The following is a 13,926-nucleotide window of genomic DNA, read 5'->3' as shown; positions in this document are numbered from 1 at the left end:
GCTCGTGCGCAGAAGGCGACAGGCAAGAAAAAAGGGCGCGTCCACAAGAGACGCGCCCTGAACCAACAAGCAATGGCAACTGCAGTAGTTGGAACTTCATTGTAGGCAAAAAGGGGGGCGCGTACAGTCGGACCAGAGTCCCAGAACGGTCGTTGCAGGTCAGCAACATGGGAGTTATGAACAACTTATCAACAGGATCGGTGGAGCAATTACTTAACAACTTGTGGGCGATCTGTGGAGCATCGGTGGACGGCCGGGAAGAATCTCGCATCGTGAAGAAGCGCGTCCGGCTTATGCGCCGACTTCTGGCCGATGGGGCCCTATTCTACTGAAAATCATCATTAGCCTTCCAACAAGTTAGTGAATGCCAACTAATTTAACCCTCTTAAGGCGCCAAAAATTTTTGTTTCGGCGGTTGCCAGAATGCGAAAACAGCCGAAAAAAAGCCCCAAACCCGACTGCCGGGTGGGGCCACTTGACGCCAGGCGCCAGATCAGCGTGAGGGCCGGATCAACGCATATTGCGCCCACTCACCCCGACGGAAAAGCACGCTGACCGGCTTGGTCTTGTCTGCCTTTACCAGTGCGGCTTCGAACTCCTTGGCGTTGGCCACCTCGGTGTTGTTGATGGCCAGCAAGATATCTCCCTCGCGCAGGCCAGCTCGCGTAGCCGCGTCGGTGGCGGAGTCGATCTTCACGCCGCCCTTGAGTTTGAGCTCCTTCTTCTGCGCTTCGGTGAGGTCGCTGACCGCGAGTCCCAAGGATTTGGCGGCGGCGGATGCCTGCGGCTTGGCTGCAGGCTCTTCTTTCTCGGCCGCCCGCTTGGCGGGCTTATCGGGCTCGATCTCCGCGATCGTCACGACCAGTTCGCGCGAACTGCCGCGACGGAACACGGAGAGGGAACTCTTGGTCCCGGGCTTGGTGTTGCCCACGAGTCGCGGCAGGTCGCTGGGCTTCTCGATGGCCTTGCCGTCGAACTTGGTGATGATGTCGCCCGGCTCGATGCCGGCCTTCTCGCCCGGCGAGCCGGCCTCGACCCCGCGCACCAAGGCACCCTGCGCCTTCCCGAGGCCGATGGACTCCGCCACGTCCTTCGTGACCTGGTCGATCTGCACGCCGATGCGTCCGCGCGAGACGCGGCCATTCGCGCGAAGCTGATCGCTCACCCGGATCGCTTCGTCGATCGGGATCGAGAACGAGATGCCCATGAAGCCGCCCGAGCGCGAGTAGATCTGGCTGTTGATGCCGACCACTTCGCCGCGCATGTTGATCAGCGGCCCGCCGGAATTGCCGGGGTTGATGGCAACGTCCGTCTGGATGAAAGGCAGATAGTCGCCGGTGTCGCGCTGCTTGGCGCTCACGATGCCCGCCGTCACGGTGTTCTCGAGGCCGAAGGGCGAGCCGATGGCCATCACCCATTCGCCCACGCGCAGCCTGGAGATGTCGCCTACCTTGACCGCCGGCAGGCCGGTCGCTTCGATCTTCACGACCGCGACGTCGGTACGCTTGTCCGCGCCGATCAGCTTGGCCTTGAATTCGCGCTTGTCGACAAGCGTCACCAGCACCTCGGATGCGCCATCGACGACGTGCGCGTTGGTCATGACGAAGCCGTCGGTCGTGAGGATGAAACCGGAACCCACGCCACGCGGGCGCTCCTCTTCCTGAGGCTGCTGAGGCCGGTTCGGACGCGGTCCCTGGCGCGGGATGTTCGGCATCGGCTGACCGAAGAAACGGCGGAAGAATTCCTGCATTTCCTCGTCCATCTCGGCGTTTCCGCTGCGCTGCGCCACCTTTTCGACGGTCCGGATATTGACCACCGAGGGCCCGACCTGATCGACCAGATCGGTGAAATCCGGGAGGACGCGGGCGGCTTGCGCATGCGCGGGCGCGACGGGCAGCAGCGCAGCGCCGGAGGCCAGCGTGAGCACGCCGGCCATCAGGAATGAACGGATTTTGTTCTTCTCGAACTTGAACATCATCGGTTTCCTTCGTTTGAAAGACCTGTAAACAACGATCAATATGGCGACTCAACGCGCACGAACAAGACTTTGCGCAAACGCATCGAGCGTTTGCGGCGGCACCTCGCCGACGGCAGTCAGCCACCAGTCGCCGTCCTTGCCCGGCAGCCGACGCGTCAGCGTATAGGTCGCGCCGAGTGCGAGCAGGACTTCCCGCGGCTGGCGTTGCGCGTCGTACGGCTCGACGAACAGCGAGACCGACGCAAGGCCATCGGAAAACGTCCACTGCATCGTGTGCCCCTGCGCGCCGCTGCCTGCTACCCCCGTGGGGCGCCGATAGCAGCTAACCGGCTTGAAGCCGGCGATGGGCGCACGCAGCGACCAACCTTCTTTCGCGGCCGTGGTGCGCTCGAGCTCGAATTTCTCGACGCGATAACCCGCGGTGCTGCCCATCATCTGTGCAAGGGCCTGCGCTTTGACCGGCGCATCGAGCTGAAGTTCGGAAAATGCGGACTGCTCGATCACGCGGCTTTCGCCGTCGATAGTTTGCAGCTTCACCACCAGGCCGGATCGGCGTTCGCTCCAGACGCGGTAGCCGAAACGAAGGCCGTCGCGCGGCTCCAGCTGCACCACGTCGGCATCGAAGCCCGCCACCCGGTCCTTGCCCAGCACGCGCGCACCGTAGAAGTCGCCGATGGAGGATTGGGGGGTGCCGAGCAGGTTCGGAAACAGTTCGAGGTTTTCGCGCTTCTCGCTCTTCACGACCTTTGTCTCGGGCAGAAAGGTCATCACGTGGTCGTTGCGCCTGAAGGTCGAGCGAGGCGGTCCGGACAAGGCCTCGATGCGCTCCATCTGGAGGTCACCCTCGCACACATGCCAGATGCGGGCGCTCGACAAACTGCCCGTAGGCGCCGATACCACGAAAGTTCCGACGTAGGACCGCTGCCGCGAAGCGGCATGCATACGCTGCAACCACTCGACCACACCCAGGGTCGGCGTCTCGCCGCCGGCAGGGCTGATCGCACTCTTCACTGACGGCGAGGGTGTCCGGTTCTGCGCCGTCACGGCTTGCGCCACGCACAGCGCGGCAACGAGAACCACGGCACCACGCGCGGAAATCGGCATCGGAACGGTCATTGCAATGGCTGCGGACGCGCGATCAACGCGATGGCCCATCGAAGGTGGCGTTGCGCAGGAAGCCGGAAGGCATCTGCGAGGCACCGCCCGCCTGCTGGTGCGCTTCGAGCAACTGGTCCAGCCGCGGATCACGCAGCATGACCTGCGGATTGCCATTTCCGACGATTACCCTCATCGGCGCGAGGTTGGAAGTTGTCTGCGGTGAAGAATTCGACGCAGCGAGCACCGAACTCGAGCTCTGCTGCTGCGCCAGCTGTGCAGCGGCCGGCTGAGGACCGGTGCTTCCGACCCAGTTCCATCCGATGGCCGCCGCAGCCGCCAGCGATGCCGCACCGGCGACGAGCTTCCATCGGAACACCGGTTCGTTGGCGGCTTCGACATGGTGCACAACGGTCTTTGCCGCCTCGGGCGCCAGCATCGGCGCAGACGGTTCGGCCGCCAGTTGCTGCTGCAGCCGCGACAGGAACAGCGAGGTATCGCTGCAGGCGGAGTGCACGCCGGAACGCAGCACTTCCCCGACCACATGATAGGTATGCCAGGTCGCACGCAGATCGTCGTCCGTGCAGACCTTCTCGATCACCTGTGCAAACTCGTCGTCCCGCAGGTGACCATCGGCCAGCGCGGAAACCTGCTCGTGGACTGTGCTTGTGTGCTTCATTTCATTCACCTGCTTACCAGCGCTTGCCAGACTGGTTATCCAGCAACGGCTTGACTCTTGCCGAAATAGCTTCACGGGCCCGAAAAATCCGCGAGCGTACGGTACCGATCGGGCAATTCATCACCTCGGCGATCTCTTCGTAGCTCATGCCTTCGATCTCGCGCAGGGTCACGGCCTGCCGCAGCTCGGCCGGCAGTGCTTCCATTGCAGCTTCGACGGCGGCCGCGATTTCGTTGGCGGCCATGACGGATTCGGGCGTCTCGTCGCTGATTGGTTCGTTTCCGGGCCGGTAAGTTTCATCCTCGTCCTCAGAAGACGAACGCAGTGCGCTCTCGGAAACGGTCGGATCGCGTTTCATGTCCACCAGGGCCTTCTTGGCGGTATTGACGGCGATGCGGTAGAGCCAGGTGTAAAACTGAGCTTCGCCCCTGAACTGGTGCAGGGCACGGTAGGCGCGGATGAAAGTCTCCTGTGCGATGTCCTCGACCAGGTTCACGTCGCGCACCATGCGGCCGATGAGACGCTCGATCCGGCGCTGGTACTTGATGACGAGCAGCTCGAAAGCCTTCTGATCGCCCGCAACCGTGCGCTGAACCAGCTGAAAGTCGACCTCCCCGGGCCTCACCTCTGCAGGGGGCGCATCGGTCAAGCCGGTGTCGGGCGGCACGGGCGGTGGAGAGGCAATCATGAAAGAGAATGGTGCGAGCCGGATGCCGACGGTTGCCGCGAGTCGGCAATCGGGCTCGCCAGCGGGGCGCGCGAATATACCGCACGGCGCAGATCCTGCCAGCGCTCCGGCAGGGTGCTTCGGTCGAGCCAGACCCAGCGCCGCGCACGACCTGCGTCAGTCAGGCACACGAGCAGCGAAGATTGAAAATCCAGAGCGGCTTTCGCCCCCGCCGCCCGCAACCCGGCAGAGCCCTCAAGCGACCAATGCCGGCCGTCGAAGCTCAACTCCACGGATGCGGTGCGTCGCAGCGCGCTCCGCCATGCCGCAGCGCCGGCACCGATGATGCTGAGCGCCAGCAATCCGACCCGCCAATCTGCGCCGTCGAACCGATAGCACGCTGCGGCCACGCAGCACGCGCCGCAAGTCCAGACGATCGAGAGCAGCCGATCGGCGCTGCGCGAACGCCCCACCGGATAACTCACCGATGGAGCGTCGTGCATGGGTCAAGGAAAATCAAGCGCGCCTGAACACCAGCGTGCCGTTGGTGCCGCCGAAACCGAAGTTGTTTTTGACCGCCACGTCGATCTTGAGATCGCGCGCCTCATTGGCGCAGTAATCGAGATCGCACTCCGGATCTTGATTGAAGATGTTGATCGTCGGCGGGCTCTTCTGGTGGTGCACCGCCAGCACGGTGAACACCGATTCGATGCCGCCGGCACCGCCGAGCAGGTGGCCAGTCATCGACTTGGTCGAGTTCACCACCAGCTTTTTGGCGTGGTCGCCAAAAGCGTTCTTGATCGCATTGGTCTCGTTGATGTCGCCGATCTGCGTCGAGGTCCCATGCGCGTTGAGGTAGTGCACTTGGTCGGCATTGACTCCGGCATTCTTCAAGGCCATATCCATCGAGCGGCGGGGCCCATCGACATCGGGCGCTGTCATGTGGAATGCGTCGGCGCTCATGCCGAAGCCGGACACTTCGGCGTAGATCTTGGCGCCCCGCGCCTTGGCATGCTCGTATTCCTCGAGCACCAGTACGCCGGCACCCTCACCGAGCACGAAGCCGTCGCGCTCGCGATCCCAGGGGCGGGAAGCGGTGGCCGGATCGTCGTTGCGGGTGGACAGTGCGCGCGCCGCGGCAAAGCCTCCGATGCCGAGCGGCGACACCGTCGATTCGGAGCCGCCCGCAATCATCACATCGGCATCGCCGTACTCGATCATCCGAGCCGAGGTGCCGATCGCATGCAAACCGGTCGTGCAGGCAGTGACGATCGCGATGTTCGGGCCCTTGAAGCCATACTTGATGGACACATGGCCGGAGATCATGTTGATGATCGATGCCGGCACGAAGAATGGAGACACGCGGCGCGGGCCGCGGCTGGTCAGTTCGCCGTGCGTGGCCTCGATCATGGGGAGCCCCCCGATTCCTGAGCCGATGTTGCAGCCGATGCGAACGGCTTCTTCATAGCTGAGGGCCTCGCCGGTCGGCAAGCCGCTGTCCTGCACCGCCTGGATCGCGGCAGCCAGCCCGAGGTGGATGAAGCGATCCATATGGCGCGCTTCCTTCTCGGGGATGTATTGCGTGATGTCGAAGCCTTTGACCTCGCCTGCGAATCTGCAGGCAAAGGCGCTCACATCGAACTTGGTGATGGTGTCGACGCCCGACTTCCCGGCCAACAGATTGGCCCAGGACTCGGCGACGGTGTTTCCGACAGGGGCAATGCAACCGAGCCCAGTGACGACGACGCGGCGTTTGGTCATGCCGGCAAACCTTTCTGAAAGCGCCGAGGCCGCTGTGCGACGCGTGCAGGCTGGGAAGCCGCAGGCCGGAACGGGAACTCAGCGTGGCCGATATCAGGCCTTTTGATTCTTGGTGGCGTAGTCGACGGCGTTCTGGACAGTCGTGATCTTCTCGGCGTCTTCGTCCGGGATCTCGATGCCGAATTCGTCTTCGAGTGCCATCACCAGTTCGACCGTGTCGAGCGAGTCAGCGCCGAGATCAGCCACAAAAGCTTTTTCGTTGGTGACCTGGGACTCTTCAACGCCGAGTTGTTCGGCAATGATTTTCTTGACACGTGCTTCGATATCGCTCATTTGGTTCCCTCTGAGGGTTGTAGGTAATCGGTGGATTTTAGCCGGCCGCATTGTGGCATCTGCCCCAAGGCCGTACGACAAAAGAATTGCGCCTTGCACTTACATATGCATGCCGCCGTTGACGTGCAGTTCCTGGCCCGTCACATAGGCGGCCTGGGGCGAAGCCAGGAAGGCGACGGCATGCGCGATGTCGGCCGGCTTGCCCAAATGACCGAGCGGGATCTGCGACAGCAGCGCTTGCTGCTGGGCCTCGGGCAGGCTTGCGGTCATGTCGGTTTCGATGAATCCCGGCGCTACGCAATTGACCGTGATGTTGCGGCTTCCGAGTTCGCGTGCCAGCGCCCGCGTCATGCCCGCCACGCCGGCCTTGGCGGCCGCATAGTTGGCCTGCCCGGCGTTGCCGGAGGCACCCACGACGCTGGTGATGCTGACGATCCGGCCGTAGCGCTGTTTCATCATGGGGCGAATCACAGCACGGGAAAGGCGGAAAACGGCCTTGAGGTTGGTGTCGAGCACCGCATCCCAATCCTCATCCTTGAGGCGCATGGCGAGCATGTCGCGGGTGATACCGGCGTTGTTGACCAGCACGTGGATTGCGCCATAGGTCTTGACGATCTCGTCGACCAGCGCTTCGACCGACGGCCCATCGTTGACGTCGAGTGCGCACCCCCGTCCGCCATGGGCGGCGAGCGCGGCCGTGATCCTGTTCGCGCCATCTTCGGTGGTGCCGGTTCCGACGACCGTGAGACCGCGCTGCGCCAGTTCGAGCGCGATGGCAGCACCGATACCCCGCGAAGCGCCGGTGACCAGCGCGACCTGGCCTTCGAATTTTGGAATGCTCATAAGAGAATGATGTGGGAGCCCGGCATTCAGCCGCCGAGCAGTTGTCTTGCTTCCCCCAGCGTCGCCGGGTCGTACACAGAGGCCGCGGCAAGGTCGGGCGCAATGCGTTTGGTCATGCCGGTCAGTACCCTGCCGGGACCGCACTCGACGATGACTTCCACCCCACGCGCCGTCAGCGCCTGCACACCTTCGACCCAGCGCACCGGTCCCGCGGCTTGACGCACCAACGCGTCGCGGATCCGGGCCGGGTCGGTTTCGACCGCCACGTCGATGTTGTTGAGGACGGGAATCTGCGGCGCAGCCAGGCTGAGAGATGCCAGCCGTTCCCGCAGCGCTTCGGCGGCCGGCTTCATCAGGCTCGAGTGGAAAGGCGCCGACACCGGCAACGGGAGCGCCCGCTTGGCGCCCTGGGCCTTGAGCACTTCGCAAGCCTTTTCAACCGCGGCCTTGCTGCCTGCGATCACGGTTTGCATCGGATCGTTGAAGTTCACCGCTTCGACGATTTCGGCGCTGCCGGCGCCGAACGAGGCCGTCACTTCGGCACAACCTGCCTTCACCTTGCCGGCATCCATGCCGAGGACCGCCGCCATGGCGCCCGCCCCCACGGGCACGGCCTGCTGCATGGCCTGCGCACGAAAACGCACCAATGGCGCCGCCTGCGTGAGCGTCAGGACGCCGGACGCGACCAAGGCGGAATATTCGCCCAGCGAATGACCGGCAACGACAGAAGGCTTGGCGCCGCCTTCCGCCAACCAGGCCCGCCAAGCCGCGATGCCGGCGACCAGCATCACGGGCTGCGTATTCGTCGTGAGCGCCAGCGCCTCCTTGGGCCCGTCGTGGATCAAGCGCGAAACGTCTTCATCCAAGGCATCGGATGCTTCCCGCAACGTCTCGGCCACGGCCGGATGGCCGCCCCATGCGTCGAGCATGCCGACCGCCTGCGAGCCCTGGCCAGGAAATACGAAAGCGAAGGATTTCATTGTTTGCGTCTCCAGTCGCGCGCCGCTGCCCTCTTCGGAGCAACGCGCTGCATTACATGGTCAACAGTACCGCGCCCCAGGTGAAGCCGCCGCCAACGCCTTCCAGCATCACCGTATCGCCCTTCTTGACCTTGCCTCCGCGCACCGCCTCGTCCAATGCCAAGGGGATGGAGGCCGCGGAGGTGTTGCCATGCTCGTTAACCGTCACGACCAGCTTCTCGAGCGGTAGCTTCAGCTTCCGCGCGGTGCCTTCCATGATGCGGATGTTGGCCTGATGGGGAATCAGCCAGTCGATGTCGGCTTCGGTCTTGCCTGCCTTCTGCAAGGTGGCGCGTGCGGCCTCTTCCAGCACGCGTACGGCGAGCTTGAAAACGGCTTGCCCGTCCATATGGAGCAGCGGCGTGCCGAGCACATCGCCGCCCGAGACATGGCCCGGCACGCAAAGGATGCCCACGTGCTTGCCGTCGGCATGCAGGTCGCTGGCAAGAATCCCGGGCTCATCGCTGGCCTCGAGCACGACGGCGCCGGCGCCGTCTCCAAACAGGACGCAGGTGGTGCGGTCGTTGAAATCGAGAATGCGCGAAAAAACCTCCGCACCGACGACCAATGCGCACTTGGCGCTTCCTGTTCGGATCATGGCGTCGGCCACCGTCAAGGCATAGACGAAGCCGCTGCACACCGCCTGTACGTCGAATGCAGGACAGCCTGCAATACCCAGCTTGTTCTGAAGAATGGCTGCCGACGACGGGAACACCATATCGGGGGTCGAGGTCGCGACGATGATCAGGTCGACGTCGCCGGGACTGCGGCCTGCCGCTTCCAGCGCGTTCCTTGCGGCCTCCAGCCCCAGTTCGCTGCTCGTGACTTCCGGTGCGGCAAAGTGCCGGGCGCGAATGCCCGTGCGCTCGATGATCCATTGATCAGAGGTCTCGATGCCGCGCGTGGCCAATTCGCGGGCGAGGTCGTCGTTGGTCACTCGGCGCGGTGGCAGGTAGCTGCCGGTACCGGTGATGCGGGAAAAAGGAGTCATCAAACGTGGAGCGCCGCCGTGTCGACCGGCGTCGCCGGTTCTTGTCGCGCGAGGAGTGGCGCGGCGTGGGCGATGCGGGCCCGCACGCGATCGAGCAGGTTGTTGCGAGCGGCATCATAAGCGCGATCGAGCGCATGACCGAAGGCCACTTCGTCAGCCGAGCCATGACTCTTGAAAACGAGACCTCGCAAGCCCAACAAGGCCGCGCCGTTGTACCGCCGATGATCCAAGCGGCGTTTGAGCGCTTTTAGAACCGGATAGGAGACGATCGCAGCAAATTTGCTGAAAAGTCCATTCGAATATTCAATGCGCAGGAAGTCGACAATCATCGAAGCCACTCCCTCCGTCGCCTTCAATGTGACATTGCCCACGAAACCGTCGCACACGACGATATCGGTCGTCCCCTTGAAGATATCGTTGCCCTCGACGTTGCCGTAAAAATTCAAATCCTGGGAATTGGCTGCTTTTCTTAGCAGTTGGCTGGCTTTTTTTATCGTTTCGCTTCCCTTGATCGCCTCTTCACCTACATTGAGAAGTCCGACGGACGGTGATTCGTTGCCTGTCAGGGCCGACACGAGGGCGGAACCCAGCACGGCGAACTGCAACAGGTCTTCGGCATCGCAATCCACGTTGGCACCGAGGTCGAGCACGGTGGTCGCCCCACCTTTTCTATTGGGAAGCTGCGGCGCGATTGCGGGCCTGTCGATGCCATCCAGCGTCTTGAGCAAGTAACGAGCGATCGCCATCAAGGCCCCGGTGTTGCCGGCCGAGATCGCGGCCTGCGCGGCACCGTCTTTCACTTGCTGAATCGCGACCCGCATCGACGAATCTTTTTTCTTGCGCAGCGCAATCTCGATAGGGTCGTCCATTCCGACCACCTCGCTGGCCGGAATGACCCGGGCACGCGGATGCGAGAAACCGGCCAGCGCTGCCGGAGCCCCGACCAGCAGCAACGACGCTTCCGCGTGCCGATCGAGAAATGCTCGGCAGGCCGCGAGCGTGACGCGCGGACCGTGGTCGCCTCCCATGCAATCGACGGCAAGCGTGATCGCGGAGGGGGCAGAAGCGAATTCGGAAGGCGTGACCATCAAAACAAAGGCCCGACGCTACGACAAAAGTAGCCTCGGGCCTTTGGCCTTGACACTGGAATCAGGCTTCAGACTTGGTCTTGAGCACTTTGCGGCCGCGATAGAAGCCGTTCGGGCTGATGTGGTGGCGCAGGTGCGTTTCGCCGGTGGTCGGTTCAACGGCAATGCCGGGCACGCCCAAAGCATTATGGGAACGGTGCATGCCGCGCTTGGACGGCGACTTCTTGTTTTGCTGGACGGCCATGCTGGCTCCTGGAAGTATTCGGGTGAGTGGGTAAGCACGCGGGGCGGCCGCAATGCTCTGCAGAACGCTCTAACGTCAACGGCGGCGCGCGCGAAGCCCATGATTATAGCCCAAGCTCGATAAGGAGCGCCAGCCACGACGTTTTGGGGCCTATTCCGGCTTGCGCGAACGCAACGCGCCGAGCACCGCGAAGGGATTCGGACGCGCGGCATCGGCCGCCTCGAAATCGGGATCCGCGGCCGATAGCTGCACCGGCTCGGGACAACGTTCGTGCCGCGGTGTGACCGGGATTTCCATGAGGAGCTCATCCTCGATCAAGGCATGGAGGTCGAAATCGCGGCTCGCGACCAGAACATCCTCCTCGGACTCTTCGTCCTCGGCCGCTGCAATGGCTTCGTCTGCCGCGAAGCGGAACCAGCGATCGACTTTCAGTTCGACCTCGACGGGGGTGAGGCAGCGCTGGCAGATTAGGGGCACCGTTGTCTGCGCGTCCAAATGCAGCCAGGGGACTGGCCTTCCGTCGGGACCATCGCGGCGTGCGCCTTCGGCGTGCCAGCGCACGCTCGCGTCGGCGGCCGGGGCGGCCATTTCAGCGCTCAAGCGCTGATAGGTCTGAAGGGGCTCGCTTCCCGAAACGGTGGCGGCCGCCTCGGCAAAGCCGTTCACGTCGAGCCGGCCTGGGGCAAATTCTCTGGTCATCGGCACCAGTCTAAACCGCTCGCGCACAATCGTGGCCCATGCAACGTACCGTGATCCTCGCCTCGACTTCGCGCTATCGCCGCGAACTTCTTGAACGCCTGCGCCTGGCCTTCGATGTTCAAGCTCCCGAGGTCGATGAGACGCCCCAGGCCGGCGAGGCGCCCCGCGCATTGGCCGAGCGGCTGGCACTCGAAAAGGCGATGGCGGTGGCCCGCCGGTTTCCGGAAGCGGTGGTCATCGGTTCCGACCAGGTTGCAGATTTGGCCGGCGAACCCCTGGGCAAGCCGGGAGATCATGCGCACGCCACCGCCCAATTGCGGCGCATGCGAGGCCAGACGCTGATCTTCCAGACAGCTGTCGCCGTGGTGTGCCAGGCGACGGGCTTCGTGCAGCGCGATCTGGCGCCGGTGCGCGTCGTGTTTCGCGAGCTCAGCGATGCGGCGATCGATGCCTATCTGCGCGCGGAACAGCCCTACGACTGCGCGGGAAGCGCTAAGAGCGAAGGCCTCGGCGTCGCATTGCTCGACGCGATCGACAGCGACGATCCGACGGCGCTGGTGGGCCTGCCACTGATCCGAACCGCCAACATGCTGCGCGCCGCAGGGGTGGACCTGCTGTGAGCAAGGGCAAGCTCTATCTGGTGCCCGCACCGTTGGATTTCGGCTGTGAGGCCGAGGTGCCGCTGCAGGACGTGCTTCCGCTCGGCACGCTGCGGATCGCGGCTGGAATCACGCACTGGATCTGCGAGAACGCGAAATCGGCTCGCGCCTATCTCAAGCGCATCGACGCGGTGGCGCCGCTTGCTGCGCCGCTGCAGGCCCAACAGATCCAGGAACTGCCGCGCGAGGTCCACAAGAAGGGAGATCACGCTGGTCAATTCGACGCACGGCCTCTTCTCGCCGTGGCGCTCGAAGGCAAGGACATCGGCCTGCTCAGCGAAGCCGGCATGCCTGCCGTCGCCGACCCGGGATCCTCCGTCGCACGTGCCGCGCACGAACTGGGCATCACGGTGGTGCCGCTCACCGGCCCGGTGTCGCTGCTGCTCGCACTTGCGGCGAGCGGGCTCAATGGCCAGAACTTTGCATTCGTCGGCTACCTGCCGCAGGACACCGAGGCACGTGCACACCGCATCCGCGAGCTCGAGGCGCTCGCATTGCGCACCGGCCAGACGCAGCTTTTCATCGAAACGCCGTACCGCAATACAGCCCTCCTGCAGGCGCTGGTGCAAACGCTGCAGCACAACACGCGGCTCGCCGTGGCGCGCGGCCTGACGCTCTCGGGCGCGAACGTGCGCAGCGAGACGGTGAAGAGCTGGCGCGCCAAGCCATTGCCGGCCGACGAGCGTTCGCCCGCCGTGTTCGCGATCGGGCGCTGATCTTGTCCGGCACGGTGACGAGCGTTTCCGCCCGCATGCGCTGGGCTTCGCGCGCGCAGTTCTTCGGCTCGGGCTTCATCTTCGCGACCTGGGGCGTTCATATCCCGACCGTGAAAATCCACTATGGCGTCGATGAAGCGGCGCTCGGCCTGGCCATGCTCGCAGCCGGTGTCGGCGCCTTGCTCGGCCTCACACAGGCAAGCCGCTGGATCGGCCGCCATGGCGCGCGCGGCACAGCCGGCCTGTGCGGCGCGATCTACGCGCTGCTGCTGGCCGGCTTGCTGGCGATGCCGAGCTACGGCGCACTGCTGGGATTGCTCGCCGTGTTCGGCGTTCTTACCGGCGTTTTCGACGTGGCGATCAATACCGAGGCCGCGCAGCTCGAGCTGCGCAACGGCCATCCGATGATGAGCGGCATGCACGGCATGTTCAGCCTGGGCGGCATGGCTGGCGCCGTGACCGGCGGCGCGGCGCTCGCCGCTGGCATGACGCCGCAATCGCACTTGACGCTGGTCGCCGCGACGATGGCGCTATCGATCGCCCTCTCTTCCAGATGGATGTTGCCGAAAGAGGCGACGACGTTCACCAGCACGGGCGACGGCTTTCGCTTGCCGCACGGCGCGCTGGCGATCCTCGGCGTGCTCGCCGCGTTGGGGCTGATTGCCGAGGGCGCGATCTACGACTGGAGCGTGCTCTATCTGAAGCAGGAACTGGGCAGTCCCCAGCAGCAGGCCGCGCTGGCCTACGCCAGCTTTTCGGCCGCGATGGCCGCCACGCGCTTCGCCGGGGACGCGATGCGGGCGCGCTTCTCGCCGGCCCTGCTGCTGCGCGGCAGCGCCTGGCTGGCTGCCGCCTCCATGACGCTGGTGCTGCTGGCCGACGAACCCTGGCTGGCCCTGATCGGATTTGCAGGCGTCGGGGCGGGCTTTGCCAATGTGGTGCCGATTCTCTTCGCGGCGTCGGCGCGCGTCCCCGGCGTCGAGCCGGCACGCGGTATCGCCGCGGTATCGGCGGCCGCCTACCTGGGCTTCATGGCCGGACCGCCGGTGATCGGCTTTCTGGCCCAGGTCAGCTCGTTGACCGCAGCGCTCTATGTCGTGGTGGCCTTTGCCGCAGCGCTCGCGGCATCGGCGCGCTACGCGAATCCGGCCTGA

The 13,926-nt window shown here is 64.2% G+C and carries 16 protein-coding genes; 3 read left to right on the top strand and 13 right to left on the bottom strand.

Annotation, left to right across the window (positions count from 1 at the left end; all coding sequences use genetic code 11):
- Positions 1-493: 493 nt before the first annotated feature.
- The 13 genes from EJI01_RS16725 to EJI01_RS16665 all read right to left on the bottom strand — a co-directional run bounded on the left by EJI01_RS16725 (position 494) and on the right by EJI01_RS16665 (position 11,397).
- Positions 494-1,978, bottom strand: a complete 1,485-nt coding sequence (locus EJI01_RS16725; protein WP_126838269.1) for a DegQ family serine endoprotease — start codon at positions 1,976-1,978, stop codon at positions 494-496.
- Positions 1,979-2,026: 48 nt separating this feature from the next.
- Positions 2,027-3,094: a MucB/RseB C-terminal domain-containing protein gene (locus EJI01_RS16720; RefSeq protein WP_126838431.1), complete on the bottom strand. Its 1,068-nt coding sequence runs from the start codon at positions 3,092-3,094 to the stop codon at positions 2,027-2,029.
- Positions 3,095-3,116: 22 nt separating this feature from the next.
- Complete coding sequence (locus EJI01_RS16715) at positions 3,117-3,752, bottom strand: sigma-E factor negative regulatory protein (RefSeq protein WP_126838430.1); 636 nt, start codon at positions 3,750-3,752, stop codon at positions 3,117-3,119.
- Positions 3,753-3,765: 13 nt separating this feature from the next.
- On the bottom strand, positions 3,766-4,440 hold the full coding sequence (gene rpoE / locus EJI01_RS16710; RefSeq protein ID WP_126838268.1) for an RNA polymerase sigma factor RpoE: 675 nt from the start codon (positions 4,438-4,440) through the stop codon (positions 3,766-3,768).
- Entirely contained in the window at positions 4,437-4,922 is a 486-nt protein-coding gene (locus EJI01_RS16705) for a hypothetical protein (protein ID WP_126838267.1), read from the bottom strand. Before EJI01_RS16705 ends, rpoE begins: the two co-directional genes overlap by 4 nt.
- A 13-nt stretch (positions 4,923-4,935) precedes the next feature.
- On the bottom strand, positions 4,936-6,180 hold the full coding sequence (gene fabF, locus EJI01_RS16700) for a beta-ketoacyl-ACP synthase II (protein ID WP_126838266.1): 1,245 nt from the start codon (positions 6,178-6,180) through the stop codon (positions 4,936-4,938).
- Positions 6,181-6,273: 93 nt separating this feature from the next.
- Positions 6,274-6,513, bottom strand: coding sequence for an acyl carrier protein (gene acpP / locus EJI01_RS16695; protein WP_007830471.1), 240 nt, complete (start codon positions 6,511-6,513; stop codon positions 6,274-6,276).
- Between the two features lie 99 nt (positions 6,514-6,612).
- On the bottom strand, positions 6,613-7,356 hold the full coding sequence (gene fabG, locus EJI01_RS16690) for a 3-oxoacyl-ACP reductase FabG (RefSeq protein WP_126838265.1): 744 nt from the start codon (positions 7,354-7,356) through the stop codon (positions 6,613-6,615).
- Between the two features lie 26 nt (positions 7,357-7,382).
- Positions 7,383-8,336: an ACP S-malonyltransferase gene (fabD, locus tag EJI01_RS16685; RefSeq protein ID WP_126838264.1), complete on the bottom strand. Its 954-nt coding sequence runs from the start codon at positions 8,334-8,336 to the stop codon at positions 7,383-7,385.
- Between the two features lie 52 nt (positions 8,337-8,388).
- Complete coding sequence (locus EJI01_RS16680; RefSeq protein ID WP_126838429.1) at positions 8,389-9,366, bottom strand: beta-ketoacyl-ACP synthase III; 978 nt, start codon at positions 9,364-9,366, stop codon at positions 8,389-8,391.
- The gene (plsX, locus tag EJI01_RS16675) at positions 9,366-10,454 is read right to left on the bottom strand and encodes a phosphate acyltransferase PlsX (RefSeq protein ID WP_126838263.1); all 1,089 of its coding nucleotides are present in this window, start codon (positions 10,452-10,454) and stop codon (positions 9,366-9,368) included. Before plsX ends, EJI01_RS16680 begins: the two co-directional genes overlap by 1 nt.
- Before the next feature lie 61 nt (positions 10,455-10,515).
- A complete protein-coding gene (rpmF, locus tag EJI01_RS16670) occupies positions 10,516-10,698 on the bottom strand; it encodes a 50S ribosomal protein L32 (RefSeq protein WP_028248601.1) in 183 nt (60 codons plus the stop codon).
- 150 nt (positions 10,699-10,848) lie between these two features.
- Entirely contained in the window at positions 10,849-11,397 is a 549-nt protein-coding gene (locus EJI01_RS16665) for a YceD family protein (protein WP_126838262.1), read from the bottom strand.
- A gap of 38 nt (positions 11,398-11,435) precedes the next feature.
- Between EJI01_RS16665 and EJI01_RS16660 the strand changes: the two genes are divergently transcribed.
- The 3 genes from EJI01_RS16660 to EJI01_RS16650 are packed head-to-tail and all read left to right on the top strand — an operon-like array spanning position 11,436 to position 13,926.
- The gene (locus EJI01_RS16660; RefSeq protein ID WP_126838261.1) at positions 11,436-12,017 is read left to right on the top strand and encodes a Maf family nucleotide pyrophosphatase; all 582 of its coding nucleotides are present in this window, start codon (positions 11,436-11,438) and stop codon (positions 12,015-12,017) included.
- A complete protein-coding gene (locus EJI01_RS16655) occupies positions 12,014-12,772 on the top strand; it encodes an SAM-dependent methyltransferase (RefSeq protein WP_126838260.1) in 759 nt (252 codons plus the stop codon). The genes EJI01_RS16660 and EJI01_RS16655 overlap by 4 nt, the downstream gene beginning before the upstream one ends.
- A gap of 14 nt (positions 12,773-12,786) precedes the next feature.
- Positions 12,787-13,926, top strand: coding sequence for an MFS transporter (locus EJI01_RS16650; RefSeq protein WP_126838259.1), 1,140 nt, complete (start codon positions 12,787-12,789; stop codon positions 13,924-13,926).

Source organism: Variovorax sp. MHTC-1, from assembly GCF_003984645.1.
In the GTDB taxonomy this organism is placed as follows: domain Bacteria; phylum Pseudomonadota; class Gammaproteobacteria; order Burkholderiales; family Burkholderiaceae_C; genus Variovorax.
The sequence above is the reverse complement of the archived record's forward strand: the minus strand, read 5'-3'. Positions and strand labels throughout refer to the sequence as shown.